This window comes from Vibrio sp. MarTm2 (assembly GCF_027587055.1).
Classification (GTDB): Bacteria; Pseudomonadota; Gammaproteobacteria; order Enterobacterales; family Vibrionaceae; genus Vibrio; species Vibrio sinaloensis_D.
This window is the reverse complement of the sequence record NZ_JAPPTK010000007.1, coordinates 127,032-141,747: the sequence shown is the minus strand read 5'-3', so window position 1 is coordinate 141,747 and position 14,716 is coordinate 127,032. Positions and strand designations below refer to the sequence as shown.

The 14,716-nt window shown below is 46.5% G+C and carries 11 protein-coding genes; 5 read left to right on the top strand and 6 right to left on the bottom strand.

Annotation, left to right across the window (positions count from 1 at the left end; translation table 11 throughout):
• The first annotated feature begins 309 nt into the window (after window positions 1-309).
• From OH458_RS14665 to OH458_RS14650, 4 genes are all read left to right on the top strand, one after another.
• On the top strand, window positions 310-969 hold the full coding sequence (locus tag OH458_RS14665; RefSeq protein WP_269978856.1) for a TetR/AcrR family transcriptional regulator: 660 nt from the start codon (window positions 310-312) through the stop codon (window positions 967-969).
• On the top strand, window positions 956-2,266 hold the full coding sequence (locus tag OH458_RS14660) for an efflux RND transporter periplasmic adaptor subunit (protein WP_269978855.1): 1,311 nt from the start codon (window positions 956-958) through the stop codon (window positions 2,264-2,266). Before OH458_RS14665 ends, OH458_RS14660 begins: the two co-directional genes overlap by 14 nt.
• Window positions 2,263-5,364: an efflux RND transporter permease subunit gene (locus tag OH458_RS14655; RefSeq protein ID WP_038136384.1), complete on the top strand. Its 3,102-nt coding sequence runs from the start codon at window positions 2,263-2,265 to the stop codon at window positions 5,362-5,364. The genes OH458_RS14660 and OH458_RS14655 overlap by 4 nt, the downstream gene beginning before the upstream one ends.
• Before the next feature lie 133 nt (window positions 5,365-5,497).
• Window positions 5,498-5,716, top strand: coding sequence for a DUF6500 family protein (locus OH458_RS14650; protein ID WP_269978854.1), 219 nt, complete (start codon window positions 5,498-5,500; stop codon window positions 5,714-5,716).
• Between the two features lie 308 nt (window positions 5,717-6,024).
• On the opposite strand, the gene OH458_RS14645 is transcribed toward OH458_RS14650, so the two are convergent.
• From OH458_RS14645 to OH458_RS14635, 3 genes are all read right to left on the bottom strand, one after another.
• The gene (locus tag OH458_RS14645) at window positions 6,025-9,144 is read right to left on the bottom strand and encodes an efflux RND transporter permease subunit (RefSeq protein ID WP_269978853.1); all 3,120 of its coding nucleotides are present in this window, start codon (window positions 9,142-9,144) and stop codon (window positions 6,025-6,027) included.
• 9 nt (window positions 9,145-9,153) lie between these two features.
• Window positions 9,154-10,299 carry an efflux RND transporter periplasmic adaptor subunit gene (locus tag OH458_RS14640; protein WP_269978852.1) on the bottom strand — a complete coding sequence of 382 codons (1,146 nt, stop codon included), beginning with the start codon at window positions 10,297-10,299 and terminating at the stop codon, window positions 9,154-9,156.
• A 466-nt stretch (window positions 10,300-10,765) separates the two neighbouring features.
• Window positions 10,766-10,918, bottom strand: a complete 153-nt coding sequence (locus OH458_RS14635; RefSeq protein ID WP_005476051.1) for a hypothetical protein — start codon at window positions 10,916-10,918, stop codon at window positions 10,766-10,768.
• 143 nt (window positions 10,919-11,061) lie between these two features.
• On the opposite strand from OH458_RS14635, the gene OH458_RS14630 reads away from it, so the two are divergent.
• Window positions 11,062-11,547, top strand: a complete 486-nt coding sequence (locus tag OH458_RS14630) for an HAD family hydrolase (protein ID WP_005476089.1) — start codon at window positions 11,062-11,064, stop codon at window positions 11,545-11,547.
• Between the two features lie 26 nt (window positions 11,548-11,573).
• Here the strand turns inward: OH458_RS14630 and OH458_RS14625 are convergent, their stop codons facing one another.
• The 3 genes from OH458_RS14625 to OH458_RS14615 form a co-directional block, all read right to left on the bottom strand.
• A complete protein-coding gene (locus tag OH458_RS14625; RefSeq protein WP_005476081.1) occupies window positions 11,574-12,182 on the bottom strand; it encodes a YitT family protein in 609 nt (202 codons plus the stop codon).
• 164 nt (window positions 12,183-12,346) lie between these two features.
• A complete protein-coding gene (locus OH458_RS14620) occupies window positions 12,347-13,705 on the bottom strand; it encodes a GGDEF domain-containing protein (RefSeq protein ID WP_269978851.1) in 1,359 nt (452 codons plus the stop codon).
• 2 nt (window positions 13,706-13,707) lie between these two features.
• Window positions 13,708-14,706, bottom strand: coding sequence for an ABC transporter substrate-binding protein (locus tag OH458_RS14615; RefSeq protein ID WP_443088526.1), 999 nt, complete (start codon window positions 14,704-14,706; stop codon window positions 13,708-13,710).
• Window positions 14,707-14,716: the final 10 nt, after the last annotated feature.

The following is a 14,716-nucleotide window of genomic DNA, read 5'->3' as shown; positions in this document are numbered from 1 at the left end:
ATAATAACAAAAGTGTTACTTTATCTCTCATTGGTTACACCGTTTTAAAATCACGCTCAAGCGCTTAATCTTTTTTAACGGCGAGTATATGGATGTAAAACCAAACATTTCCAACTAAACAATTGACTAATTGTTCCCTTTTGCCCGCCTAGTCTTTGCTACGCGGGCTTTTTTCTTATGAGCGCGACTTCCTCTTCAACCAATTGGCATAAATTAATCAATTGATTAAATAGTGTTGAATTAATCACCTGTTAACTCACGTGCAACGCCCTATAATTAATCATCTGTTTAATTATGAGAGCGAATCACATGACCCCCGTTCATCGAAAAGTCGGCAGGCCAAGCGAAAAGACGCAAGCACGAGAAAGCTTGATCACGCAATCTCGAGAGCTGTTTACCGTGATGCCTTACGAAAAAGTGTCAACGCGCTTGATCGCCCAGCGTGCTGGCGTCAATGTCGCCATGATTCGCTACTACTTTGGCAGTAAAGAAGGATTGTTCGAGGCAATGCTTCGCGAGACGATGGCGCCGATGCAAGAACAAATGGCCAAGTTACTCGCCAACGGTTCTCAAGCCAATTTCTTGGATATTATGCGTACCTATTACCGTGAAATGATCAAAGTGCCACAGTTTCCTCGCTTGGTGATGCAAGTCATGAACATGTCACCATCTGAGACACAAAGGAAACTGCTTGAAAAAGTGTTCATGGATGTCACCCAGCCCATGCAGCATCTGATGTTTGAGAAAATGACTGGGGGCGGAATTCTCAAACCCGGCGCGGATCCAAAGCTATGCAAAGTTTCTTACATTAGCTTGATGGTCTTTCCGTTTATCGCTCCCCCCGCGATGCTTGCCATCCACGGGATCGAACTCAATCAAGAATTCCTCGACAAATTACTCGAACACAATATTGAAATGATGAAATTTGGATTTCTCAATACGCAAGGTATCGCCGATGAAAATCAATAAGAAACTTCTGTTCTTTCCCGCCCTTGCTGTGGGAGTTATCGCACTGGTCACAGCGATAAAAATGAAACCTCAATTGCCAGTCAAACCCGCTGGCGATCGCGCACGAATCGTTGAGACCATACCACTTGAGCTGCGTGCTAGCGCCCCACTCGCGATTGGCTTTGGAAAAGTTGAGCCTAAAGTGGAATGGAAAGCGATCGCCGAAGTGTCGGGAAGAGTCGTATACAGAAATCCGATGCTACAAAAAGGTCAAGTACTCCAAGCCGGTACTGAAGTCATTCGTATCGACCCGCTCGACTACGAGCTCAAACTGGTTCAAGCTCAAGCTGATCTCAAATCTGCCCAAACCTCTTTAGCTAAGCTAAGCCAAGAAGAAGCCAACCTAAAGCAAACGCTAAAAATTGAAAAAAACCGCCTCGCGATTGCCAATAAAGAGTTGGAGCGCAAGCAAAACCTGCGCAAAAAAGGGCTGACTTCTCAATCTGATGTTGACCAGCAAACCCAAAGTGCGTTGTCGCAACGTAAGATCGTGCTGGATATTGAAAATCAAATTGGTCTCATGCCCGATGAGAAAAGAGTGGCTCAAGCTTTGGTGAAAGTGAACGGTTCTAAAGTCGAAGAGGCGCAGCGCTCACTAGAAAAAACCATCATCACTTTGCCCTACGACCTGCGTATTGCAGAAGTAGACATCGAGCAAGACCAAGTGGTCAATCAACAGCAAACTATGATTGTCGCCCACGGCATCAACACCATGGAGGTGGAGGCGCAATTGTCCATTCACGACATGCATACGCTCGCGTCCAGCCTAGGCGAGTTCGAACGTGACACGTCAGGCGTTCCCAAACCTGATACCTCCTTCATCAATGCGCGTATTGAGCTAAATAGCGGCAACGTTACCGCCACTTGGCCTGCGAAAGTCTCGCGTATCAGTGAAACCGTCGATCCAAATCAGGCGACTGCGGGCGTGATTTTAGAGATCACTCAAGACTACCGCGATCTCAACCCAGCCTCTGCTCCACCACTGGTTAACGGCATGTTTGTGCGTGCCTATATCGAAGGACAAGCCAACCCGAACTGGGTGATACCTGAGCGCGCACTGCATGGCAACAAAGTCTATCTATTGAATAATCTTAATCAGCTGGATATCCGCCCGGTGGAAGTGCTGTATCGCCGCGATAACCAAGTGATCATTGATGGCGATTTCGAACAAGGCGAAAAATTGATTCTGAATGATTTGCTTCCCGCAATTGAAGGGATGCAACTGAAAGAAGCCACCGCAGAGGAGCCAAATGTATGATTCGCTTCTTTGCCAAACACCCAACGGCAGCCAACTTGCTGATGCTGACTTTGCTGCTTCTTGGTATTACCTCATTGCCCAATATCAAACGCGAAACCTTCCCCGAGTTTGATCCTCCGTACATCATGGCGGGAGTCGTCTACCCGGGAGCCTCCCCACTAGAGGTTGAAGAGAGCATCTGTGTGCGTATGGAAGACGCCGTTGATGGGCTAGCCAATATTGAAGAGACCCAATGTGAAGCGGTCGAGGGCTCAGCTCGATTAATACTGAAGCTCAATGAAAAAGCCGATATCAGCCGGATGCTCGTCGATGTCCAAACGCAGATTAACGCCATCAACGACTTCCCTCAAGAAATTGAGTCGCCCGTTGTACAAGAGTTAGATTGGAACGAACCGGTTGTTGACGTCGCGATTACCGCAGACACCACTTGGCCGGAACTCAAAGCGTACGCAGAGCAGCTTAAGCGAACGTTAAAGCTCGATTACGATGTCTCCTTGGTCGATGTAGCAGGCTTTTCTGACCATCAATATCGAGTCGAACTCGACACTCAGGCAATTCGTCAGCTCGGGTTAAGCGTCGGTGATATTGCTGAGCAAATTGGCCGTCAAAATGTCAAATTACCCAGCGGTAATATTGAAACGCCCGATAAGCACTTTCTGATTCGATTTGATGAACGTCGTATAACACCTGAAGCGCTAGAAACCATTGTTGTTGGTTCGGGCCCAAATGGCTCTCTCATTCGCCTCAAAGACATTGCCACCATTACAGACCGCTTTGAGCTTGATGAACAAAAGGTGCTGTTTGATGGTCATCCGTCCGCCCTGCTGAAAATCAGTAAAAATAAAGAAGATGACGCGCTGCGAATCAAAGAGCGAGTCTCCCAGTTTGTTCTCGACCAACAGGCCATCGCTCCCGATGGTGTCACGTTAGAACTGACCAATGACCTATCCTCTGTCCTTTGGGATCGTCTCACCATGATGGTCAGCAACGGCTGGCAAGGTATTGTCTTGGTGTTTGCGACCATGTGGCTCTTCTTTAGCCTACGCTACTCTTTTTGGGTGGCAGCAGGATTGCCAGTTGCCTTTTTAGGTGGCTTGTTCCTAATGGCGCAACTAGGACTGTCGATTAACATCATGTCTTTAGTCGGGTTGCTCATGGCGATTGGTATCATGATGGATGACGCCATCGTGATTGCCGAATCGATAGCTGCCCACCTAGACAGAGGAGAAGAAATAGATAATGCGGTTATCAAAGGTGTTAAAAAAGTACTCCCGGGCGTTATTTCATCTTTCTTAACGACGGTGTGCATCTTCGGCAGCTTACTCTTTTTACAAGGTGAGATGGGCGCAGTACTCAAGGCGGTGCCTCAAGTTCTCATTTTGGTGCTCACTCTCAGCCTTGTCGAAGCCTTTTTGATTCTGCCAAACCACCTTTCTCATTCACTTCACAAAGAGAAGCGAGAAAAATCACCCGCTAAATTCAAAAAGAAGCTGCTCGATGGCTTTGAGAATTTTCGTAATACCAAACTGGTGTCAGCGGTGGATAAAGTGGTCGAGTATCGCTACGCCTTTATTGGTGGCGTGATTACCCTGTTACTGATTTCGGTGGCAACGATAGTCGGCGGGATACTCAAGTTTCAGCCGTTCCCAGAACTCGACGGCGACATTGCAGAGGCGCGCATCATTTTGCCTCCAGGCTCTTCGCTCTCACAAACCGAATACGTGGTAGAAAAGATCGTTGCATCGGCGGAGAAGCTCGGCAAACAATGGAGTATAGAAAAAGAAAACGGCACGCCTTTGGTCGAGCACATCACTAGCCAGTTCAACGCCAATGCCGATGCTAATGAATCTGGGCCTCACATCGCAACAGTTAGGCTAGACCTGCTGGGTGCGGAAAGTAGAAACACCCTTATCGACGAGTTTATCTCCGCATGGCGAGCAGATGTCGGAGAGCTAGCGCAGCCGATTTCTTTGGTGTTTAAGCAGCCCACGATGGGCCCCGGTGGTCGCGCCATTGAGATTCGAGCCAAGCATGACGATCTTGAAGCATTGAAAGCAGCCTCGATTGATATTCAGCAGTATTTGAACGAGTTTGATGGTGTTCATGGCGTGCTCGATGACATGCGCATGGGCAAAGAAGAAGTCTTGGTCAAATTGAGACCGGGCGCAGAAACCTATGGTGTCAATGGTCAGCTCATCGCGAGCCAGCTCAGAGCCGCCTTCTTTGGCCAAACCGCGGATGAAATCCAAGTTGGCGTTGAGAACATTTCCATCGAAGTTCGTTTGGATAAAGTACAAGCTGGTGACTTACAACAGTTGGCAAACTTCCCAATCATAATGCCAGATGGTAGCCAAATTCCTCTGGCGTCGATTGCAACGCTCGATTTTCAGCGTAACTATGTGCGTATTCAACGTATCGATGGCCTACGTACTATCAGCGTGTTTGGCGATACCGACAATACAAAAGCCAACTCGACCGCTATCATTCGCCAATTCCAGCAAGAAGAAGCCCCTAAGCTACTGAAGAAGTATCCCGGCTTACGTTTCGACTTTGAAGGTGAGGCTAAAGACACCGCGGAAACGGGCGCATCCATGGGTAAAGGTTTTGCATTGGGACTGTTCGGCGTATTTGCCATTCTTAGCTACCAATTCCGCAGCTATCTTGAACCTTTTGTTGTGATGCTGGCCATTCCTCTCGCCTTTATTGGCGTGGTCTGGGGGCACATCCTTCTTGGCCACTCACTGAGTATGCCAAGCATGATGGGATTTGTGTCTCTGGCTGGTATCGTGGTCAACGACTCCATATTATTGGTGCAATATATAAGGCATCACGTTGATGAAGGGGACAGCGTTCATGACTCTGTGGTTAAAGCCAGTAGAGAACGGTTTAGAGCGGTATTTTTAACCTCGATGACCACAGCGGCCGGGCTATTACCTTTGCTAACAGAGACAAGTTTACAGGCTCAGGTGATTCAGCCTCTGGTGATCTCCATTGTCTTTGGTATCTTCGCCTCGACACTCCTCGTCCTATTTATGATCCCAGCAGCCTATGCGATTTTGGCTGACTTCGGGCTCGTTCATAAACATGAGGAGATATAGCTTCTCTACCTAAATGATGAAAGCGGCTATCAAGCCGCTTTTTTCTTGTTTTTCAAAAAATTAGACAGTTAATCTGTTGACCTCTAGCCACAGCTCATTAATCTCTAACCACACTCACCAGCTAGGAAACCTCATGCGAACATCACTTAGGGAAAAGGTCATTACAGTCTGCAACAAGAAAATCGCGCAGAAAGGCGATAATGTCGGCGTCTCATTCTATGCATTTTTTGCTAACAAGAATGATGACCCAGAGTTGCTAATGGAAGCCGCTACTTGGTGGATTCAAACCCACAAACTCGATCATTTTGAAAAAGCACATAAAATCATCGAAATGGTCGAGGCGGGGAAATAGTCGAATTGAGAAAAAAGGCGGAGAACAACTCCGCCTTTGATATTAGGGTCTGTTGCTCTTTCGAGCTGATTTTTGCAGCAGTTTTTGGGGAATTTATACAAGACAGAGGCTTTGAAGTGTAGCTAGCCTACATGAAAAGCCGATAACGCAGTAGAAATGAACCACAAACGCTGCCCGAAGGGTTCGGCTAAAATCGTTTTATGCTTTGTTAAGGGGTATTTACTTAGAATGACTAGGCTACACACCCCTTGCCGCGCCTAAAACGATTTTATCTCGAACAAAATTTAACCGCGAAAGGTCAACAGACCCTAGTTGGTTAGTGCCGGTTGCTTACGGCTGAACAACCGTTTGATGCGACGAAAAACATTTTTAATGTCTTCCAGCATCAAATAGAGACAAGGCACCAGTATCAGGGTAAGCAAGGTAGCAAACAGAACGGCAAAGCCCAGTGCCACCGCCATAGGAATCACGAACTTGGCTTGCAAGCTGGATTCAAACATGATAGGCAATACCCCAACAAAAGTGGTAATGGACGTGAGTGTAATCGCCCTAAAGCGAGCACATCCAGCTTCAATCGCGGCTTGCTTAATCGCCACGCCTTCGCTTCTCACCTTGTTGACATAATCGGTCATCACCAACGAGTCGTTAACCACTACCCCCGCCGCGGCAATCAAGCCAAAGGTGGACATCATGCTCAGGTCAAGACCAAACCAGTAGTGTCCCCATATTGCACCAGTAAGGCTAAATGGAATCACCGACATAATAATCAGTGGCTGGGTGTAGCTCTTGAGTGGAATGGCCAACAGCATATAAACAATAATCATGCCTGCGACAAAGAAGATTTTCTGCTCATCTTGTTGGGCTTGCTGCTCTTCAATGGTGCCGCCAAGCTCACTCTTCACGCCCGGGTATTTAGCAAGGATCTGAGGAATGATCTCGCCATTCACTTGCTCCACCACCGCACCGGGTTCGACCAGTTCCTCATCAATTGAACCGTACACATAAACGCTTCGGAAGCCTCCTTCACGGCGAATGGTACTTACGCCGGGTTTCTGAGTGATTTCGACGACATCCCCAAGCATGACTTTTTTGCCTTCCGGAGTTGTAATGATGGCGTAACGCAATGACGAGAACGCTTCGCGAGTCAGCTTAGGATAACGAACCATCACTTTAATCTCTTCACCATCACGAAGAACTCGTTGCGCTTCACCTCCGTAGAAGCTTCCGCCAACCTGACTGGCGATATCAAACAAATCCAAGCCTAAGTCGTACGCCACTGGCGCAAGAGACAGCAATACCTCTTGGCTTCCGGCATCAATAGAAGAGGAAATATCAAACAAGCCTTCTTGTTGCTTAAGCGTTACGATCAGCTCTCGCCCTGCTTCATTCAATGTGTCGATGTCAGAGCCAAATAGCAAGAATCCAAACTCATCCCCTTTGCCGTCATCGTTGACATTGTCAGAGATAGTCAAAGTCTTGAGACCGGCAATTGCTGGCATTTGCTCACGCCAACGTCTGGCGAGCTCAAAGGTGTTAAACGGTCTTAGCTCTTCATCCACTAACGGAATCACCAAGCGCCCTTGTTTACGCCCTTCGTTGAAGGTCAAGATATCCTTGATCATCTTCTGACCTGTTTCTTCGGCGATCACGTCATCAATTGAAAGCACCGTGCTCTCAATCTGTTTTAACGCTGAGATAGTTTGCTCACTCGACACATTGTCATTCATTACCAGCTTAATGCTGGGAAAATCATGAGGCACTTTAGGCGAAGGCACGATACGTACATAGTTCGCCATCACCATTGCAATACTGATGACCAGCAAAGCGACAAAGCCACTAAACACGCTCCAACGCCAGTGCGTACATAGCGTGACAAATCGTTTGTACGGACCATTAACAACGCTAAAGAAGCGAGTATTGAATCGATCGCGCCAACTCCCCTTCTTAATCGGCTTGAACTTCGAGTGCGCCAAGTGAGACGGCAAAATCAGTTTTGATTCGATCAGGCTGAATAACAGACACAAGATCACAATTGAGGCGATGCCGAAGAAGAAGGCACGCTCAATCCCTTTGGACATCAAGAACGGGGCAAACACCGCAATCGTGGTAAGCACGCCGAATGTCGCAGGGGTTGCAACACGTCTTACACCACGAACGACATTGTCGACTCCGCCGCCGTTTTTCTCAATTTCGGTGTATGCACTCTCACCAATGACAATGGCGTCATCAACCACGATACCGAGCACCATGATGAAGGCAAACAAGGACACAATGTTGATACTAACGCCAATCGCTGGCATCAACATAACCGCACCCAAGAAACAAACCGGTAAGCCAACCATCACCCACATCGCCAGTTTGAAGCGTAAGAATATACTCAACATCAATGCGACCAACACCGCGCCTTGAAGTAAATTCTTCAGCATCATGTCGAGACGCGCATTAAGGTAGTAAGTCATGTCGACCAAGGTTTTGATGGTCAGATCCGATGGCAACGTTTTGTTTTTCTCTTCGATGTAACTCTTCACCGACTCCGCAACTGCCACCATATTTTGATCTTTGGTCGCTTTCACTGAGAGATAAATGGCATTTTCACCGGAATACTTAAAGTATCGATCGTCTTCGGTAAATCCATCCTTGATGGTAGCAATATCTTGAAGTAAAACCTTGCCCCCATTGGCGCCTATTTTGACTGGGATTTGGCGAAACTCTTCGCCGCTGTAGTATTGGTTTTCAATACGCACGGAGATCATCCCAGCGTTCGTGCGCACTTCACCCGCAGAATAGTTAGCCGAATAACGTTGAATCGCCTTACTAACATCATTCAGTGTTAAGCTGTATTTTTGCAGGATGCGTGGTTCGATCTCGATTGCGATCTCATATTCAGGCGCGCCCAACTCCACCAATGCGACATTGTTGAGTTGCAGCAGTTCATCTTCAATTTGCTTGGCAATCGGTTTTAGTTCAAGCAGCGAGCGATTACCAACAATCGCCATTTCAATCACGTCTTGTCGAAATTCGAATTGGTAGACCTGTACCGGCTCCATTCCTGCGGGGAAGTTGGCGATAGAATCGACTTTTTGCTTCACTTTGTCGAGAACGTCTTCGATCTCCTCATCCACATCGATCTCAAGCTCAATGGAACCTTGACCACGACTCGCGGTTGAGATCGCTTTCTTGATGCCCGTAACATCTTTAAGCGACTCTTCGACCTTGATTAAGATACTCTCTTCGATTTCTTGCGGCGACGCACCTGGGTACTGCGCACTAACGTTGATGTAGTTCACTTCAATATTGGGGAACATCTGCCTCTGAATGAAGAAAAAGCTCGCGGTTCCTACAATCAGAATGAACACCATCAATAAGTTCGCCGCCACCGAATTGTTGGCGAAATAAGCAATTAAGCCCTTTTGCTTAGTCTCTTCCATGTGACGCTCCTAGAAAATATTCGCTTCGTCTGACACGTTAACATCAACAAGCAGACCTTTTTGCGGATACTCCGGAACAGTCAGCACGATTTGGTCATCATCTGAGAGACCTCCCGCAATCAACATAAACTCTTTTTCTGCTCTCACTACGTTGACCGTTCTTGGCTCTAGTTCGTTGTTCTCGTTAACCACCCAAACCTGCTGATTGTTGACCAACTCTTGTGGCAAGCGATAGATTTGCTCTAGCTCTTTGCCAACAAACTGAACCTCGACATAAGAACCAAATTTAACTGGCGTCTTGTCAGAGGCGATCCCATAAGGATCTTCCACTCTTACGACAACATTGATCATTCGGGTACTGGTATCTACCACACCAAGATCGCGCTCAATCGCGCCTTCACGTTCAATCGTGTTTAATCCTCGTAACAACACTTTCGCTGGGAGACCGGCATAGCTTTCAGGTAAGAACGCGCTATCAAACCCTGCAATCGGAATGTGGATTTCCCCCGCTTCAACGTTATTAAGTGTCGCGACATGCGCCCCTGCGGTAATGAACTGACCAACACCAATATCTCGAGCGACGACCAAGGCATCATAAGGAGCGACCACTTTACAGTTGTCTAGGTCTCGCTTGGCGCGTTTCAATGCCGCTTGTGCTGATTTAACTTGTGCGGTCGCACTCAACACCTGAGGTTTGCGTAGATAGAGATCTGTGACCTGCTTTTGAGGAAGATTTTTGGCTTGGCGCTTAGCGACTTCGGCCTTTGCTTTCTCTTCGATCAGCATTGCCTGAGCACTCGCCAATTGCGCTTGAGCTTGAAGAACCGCCGCTTGGTAGTTGTCGCTTTCGATCTCAAACAACACTTCTCCACGTTTGACAACGCCACCGACAACAAAATTACGGTGCCAACTGATCACTTCACCGGAAACCTGTGCAGAAAGTTGGGTTACCTCAACAGGTTGTAGCTCTCCGTGGCTTGAGATAACAACGTTATAGTTGCTTGAACGAATCGGTGAAACGGTAACAACTGGCAAGCTCTTGTTTGGTTTAGCCGAATCAGGCTCTGGTTCGGTTGACGCAATCGCACTGTAGCCTCCGTATGCCCCGGCTAAAATGACACATGGCAGTAACCAACGTAACGACTTAGATATCATGACTATTCCTTATCTAGGGATGGTGCTTAGCATTCTCTGACGCTGAGCGAGCGCTAAGAATGAGAATTATAATTTTTATACGTTCAGACTCATGCTTCGACATCAATAGAATCAAAACTATCCATAAGAATGAGAGTATTTATAGAACTCATTAATATTGATTTAGCCGCTCAGAACTTCCAGCTATACAGCAAAGTACATGCCACTAGATGAATTTATAATAATCAATCACTTATAGTATGAAATATCTCACTTAAACTATAGGTATGGCGAATATAAAGCAGTTTGGGTATTTTTCACCAGTATCGAGTTCGGCATATTGGTGAGAGCTCAGCAGGAAAGAAGGATGCAGAGTACAAACAGCTGAAATGAAAAAGGATGCAGAGTACAAACAGCTGAAATGAAAAAGGAGCCTGTAAGAGGCTCCTTCTAGAATGCTTGGATTTCCAAAGAATTTAGGAATCGATTAAGCTTTTTTTAGGCTTTTCACTGGGTAAGTCAGAGTCATGCCGTCAACGCTAACGCGAATGTACGCGCCGCCACTGCTAATACCAACAACGACCATTTGGCCTAGATCGATACCTTGTGTAGCTACTACTACATCATCAATAGAAAACATATTAAACACCTTAAAGAAAGACGATGAAAATCTAGGTGCGTATTTAATATGAACTGCGCCTCATGTACTAATCGGGTATTTTGTCGTTAGGATAAGATTTTGTATTCATAGACTTAACGGTTAAGTACAGCAAAGGAATCACGATGAAAAACTTGGATGTAATCTACTTATTTGATTGGGGCAACACCTTGATGTTCGATGACCCAACCCAACATGGCAAAATGTTACATTGGCCAACCATCTTGGCAATGCCGGGAGCAAAAGAAACGCTAAAGCACCTTTGCGCTTCCCACGCCATCTATGTTGCCACCAACGCTCAAGACTCAAACGAATCAGAAATACAGCAGGCATTTCAACGCGTAGAGCTGGATCAGTACATCAGTGGTTATTTCTGCAAAGCCAATCTAGGGATTGATAAAAATGATTCTGCTTATTACTCACGCATTGCTGAAAAACTTAATGTGCGCTGCAATCAGCTTGTCATGGTCGGTGATACGCTCGAGAAAGATATTGTTCCCGCATTAGCCGCGGGGTGCCAAGCAATCTATCTAAACCGAGAAAACAGGAAGGTGTCAGACGCAATTCCACAGATTCACTCTTTAGACGCGCTCATTAACAAAACGGCTTAGCATCATGCTAAGCCGTTTATTATACTTTAGGCGTTGCTCGGTTGAGGCTGATATCGGCCAGGCTTGTGATTCATCGCTAAGATGAGGTTGGTCGCAACAGCACCTAGTATAGACAGCGCTATCAGCGACACATCAACAATGAACAACGACATCACTACAATCGAACAGTCTAGCGCCATTTGAACCTTGCCAGCGCGAATGCCGAAACGCTCTTGGAGGAAAAGCGCAAGGATGTTAAATCCACCTAAGCTCATTTTGTGGCGGAAGATGACTAACATACCAATGCCGATTAGACCGCCACCAATCAAGGCTGCGTACAAGGGGTCGATTCGCGCAATTTCAATCACGTTGTGCAAATGGTCCACGGCTACAGAAACGATGGAAACCGCAATAAAGGTGTTAATCGTAAAGCGCCATCCCATCCGCATCACGGACAATAAATAGAAAGGTAGGTTCAAGGCAAAGAAGACTTGCCCGAAGCTAAAGTCGGTCACTTTCGTCAAAAATATTGCTAAACCTGCGGTTCCACCAGTAAGTAGCCCTACTTGACTAAAAAAGATGACTCCAAGTGACACCAATGCACTACCTAAAGTGAGTGCAAGTAAATTTTCTCGTAAGCTGTGTTCATTATCCATAATGTACTATCCCTGTATAACTGGCTTAAAAAGCAGACATAAGCCAAAACAGGGATAAGATGTCTATTATTGGAACTAAAGTCGAGTGACTAAGGCCATAAAGCATTTATAAAAGATGTTAAAATTTATTTACACCTAGGTTGTCAGGATACTTAGCGGTTGATTCAGCTGGGGTGTTTTCTAACCTGAGCGAGCTCCACAACATCACTTGTGGAGGATTGACACTGCATGGTTTCGCCATCGTAACAGCAAGGTCCTTTTACATGCTTGGAACGATACATGGCTTCGTCTGCCATGCTAAGCAACACTTCTTTGTTTCTCGTGCTGTCGGGGAAGTGGCTCACGCCAATACTGGCGCTGATCGACAGCTCTCGTCCATTGAAACCAATCGGCTCACATATGGCTTGCATAATTTGCTCGAGCTTTTGCGGTAGAATGTCAAAATTGTTCAGCAAATCGAGACAAATCACAAACTCATCGCCCCCTAGTCGCCCCACAAAATCTGACTGACGAATCGCGTTGCTCAATCTGTTTGCCACATTGACTAAAATGGCGTCTCCCGCATCATGCCCGTATGTGTCGTTGACCACCTTAAAGTCATCAAGATCAATAAATAGAATCGCCAATTTGCACTTGGTTCGATTGGCTTTCACGATCGCATTTTCGAGCGATTTATCGAATGCTCGGCGATTGTATAAACCCGTTAGCGGATCATGCTCTGAAAGGAAAATCAGTTGCTCGTGCTTTTTCTCCAACTGCATGGTTTGGCGTTTCACCTCTTCTTCTAACTCATGTTTGGTCACGGTTGATTCACGCAGCGAGATAGTCATTTGGTTGAAGAAAAACGCGATGCCTTTAAATTCAGAGTCCATAGAAACGGTGTCCACTTTTGCTTCGAGATTGCCTTTGGCCAACGCAACAATGGCTTCTTTGACTGACTCGGTATCGGACTTGAAACGAAGCAAAATGAGCCACGCAATAAAACTGACCAGCAGTGAACAGACGATCAACCATGCCGCGGCGGATTTCATGACATTAGAAAGGTTGCTCGCGCTTCGGTCGACCACCACTTGGTGAACATGCGCCAACTCTTCGGTCATATTCTGTACAATCATGTTGTAACGCGAGTGAAGTAAGCCAAACGCGTTGATCCCCTCCTCGCTTGCCACGTCTCGGTCATAGAGCTGCTTTTCTTGGGTCAATAAGGCTTGTAAGCTTTGGTTCATCCTTTGCAAATTGTCGAATCGAGCGCCCTGTTCGCCATACGCTGTGAGCTGCGTGGCAAGCTCAGCTTGGGCATACTCTACCTGCTTAAGACTGGATTGGTCGCCAAATTGCAGAAATACCCATAGCTGGCTGCGAAGTAGGTCGACTCTTAGTTGAAGGTCAATGATGGTATCAAGCTCAGATTTGGTCTGATTTTGTTCGCTGTTAATCTTGGCAAACGACGCCACAATCAGTAGCGTCAACAACATGGTGGTTGTCGACAGCAGAAACAGTTTTTTAAACAGTGAACTGATCATCGCTAATATCTCTGCAAAGTGGCCTGTTGGTAAGGACGAGAATAGAAAACGTCACGAAAATCAGGGTTGGGTCCCATGACAAGTCCCGCTTCATTTGCCCAGCGGGCTTGAAACTGTAAATTGGACAACAATGAATTGCCTAACGAGAGTCGAAACACGTAATCTTGCCAAGACCATTCCACTTGATTAACCGGAATGTTAAGCCGCTCCGCGACTAAAATGCGTGCTTGCTCTGGATTGATATTGATCCATTGAATCGCCTCATTTAGCGCGCTAAGTAACCGAGTTGGCTCGTCTCCAACAAACTCAAGGTAAGGCGTAGTAGAAAGAAGATTAAACGAGAGTTGATACACCCCGCGAGTACCTAAATTAATCACTTCAGCAGCAGAGTGAAGGTTGGCTTGATACCCCATCGGCTCCCAAGCAGAAATCGCTTCAACACGGTAAGAAAGCAAAGCAGGAACGAGATCATTGGCGTCTAAGTAGACTTTCTCCACATCCAACCCTTTTAAATCGTTAGCCAGCAGAATGGAATCAAAGTAAAACTCGCTCGCGGTTCCTTTTATAAGGCCGACTCGCTTACCTTTAAGTTGAGCAACATTACGGATATTGTTTGGCCCCAGGGTGAGTAACTTGAGATCATTGTCTGACTCAACAAACGAAACCAACAAAGCAAGTTCATTGTGTTCGTGACTTTGAAACATCACTACCGATTCTGAGGCGGTGGCATAATCTACGTTGTGGTCAAGCATCAGTTGTGTGCACGCACTGCCAGAAACGCAAGGAAAGAGGCTAACGTCGAGAGAGTATTTCTCGAACAGTTTGAGCCTTTCAGCAATAAGAAAAGGAGACGCGGTCGGAGTCAAGGAGACTCCAACCCGAACCGTCGACATTTCCCCTTTCTGCTTTGAAAGAAGAAAGTACCCTGTCGCTCCTATTAAAAATAGACACACTGAACCTAGCCAAAAGCTCTTGCGTTGTAAAAGCAGCATGTTCTCCATATTTATTTTT

Bases quoted from the DNA above. Each gene is read 5' to 3' on its own strand.
- OH458_RS14665 (WP_269978856.1), top strand. From the start codon at position 310: ATGACCCCCGTTCATCGAAAAGTCGGCAGGCCAAGCGAAAAGACGCAA.
- OH458_RS14660 (WP_269978855.1), top strand. From the start codon at position 956: ATGAAAATCAATAAGAAACTTCTGTTCTTTCCCGCCCTTGCTGTGGGA.
- OH458_RS14655 (WP_038136384.1), top strand. From the start codon at position 2,263: ATGATTCGCTTCTTTGCCAAACACCCAACGGCAGCCAACTTGCTGATG.
- OH458_RS14650 (WP_269978854.1), top strand. From the start codon at position 5,498: ATGCGAACATCACTTAGGGAAAAGGTCATTACAGTCTGCAACAAGAAA.
- OH458_RS14645 (WP_269978853.1), bottom strand. From the start codon at position 9,144: ATGGAAGAGACTAAGCAAAAGGGCTTAATTGCTTATTTCGCCAACAAT.
- OH458_RS14640 (WP_269978852.1), bottom strand. From the start codon at position 10,299: ATGATATCTAAGTCGTTACGTTGGTTACTGCCATGTGTCATTTTAGCC.
- OH458_RS14635 (WP_005476051.1), bottom strand. From the start codon at position 10,918: ATGTTTTCTATTGATGATGTAGTAGTAGCTACACAAGGTATCGATCTA.
- OH458_RS14630 (WP_005476089.1), top strand. From the start codon at position 11,062: ATGAAAAACTTGGATGTAATCTACTTATTTGATTGGGGCAACACCTTG.
- OH458_RS14625 (WP_005476081.1), bottom strand. From the start codon at position 12,182: ATGGATAATGAACACAGCTTACGAGAAAATTTACTTGCACTCACTTTA.
- OH458_RS14620 (WP_269978851.1), bottom strand. From the start codon at position 13,705: ATGATCAGTTCACTGTTTAAAAAACTGTTTCTGCTGTCGACAACCACC.
- OH458_RS14615 (WP_443088526.1), bottom strand. From the start codon at position 14,706: ATGGAGAACATGCTGCTTTTACAACGCAAGAGCTTTTGGCTAGGTTCA.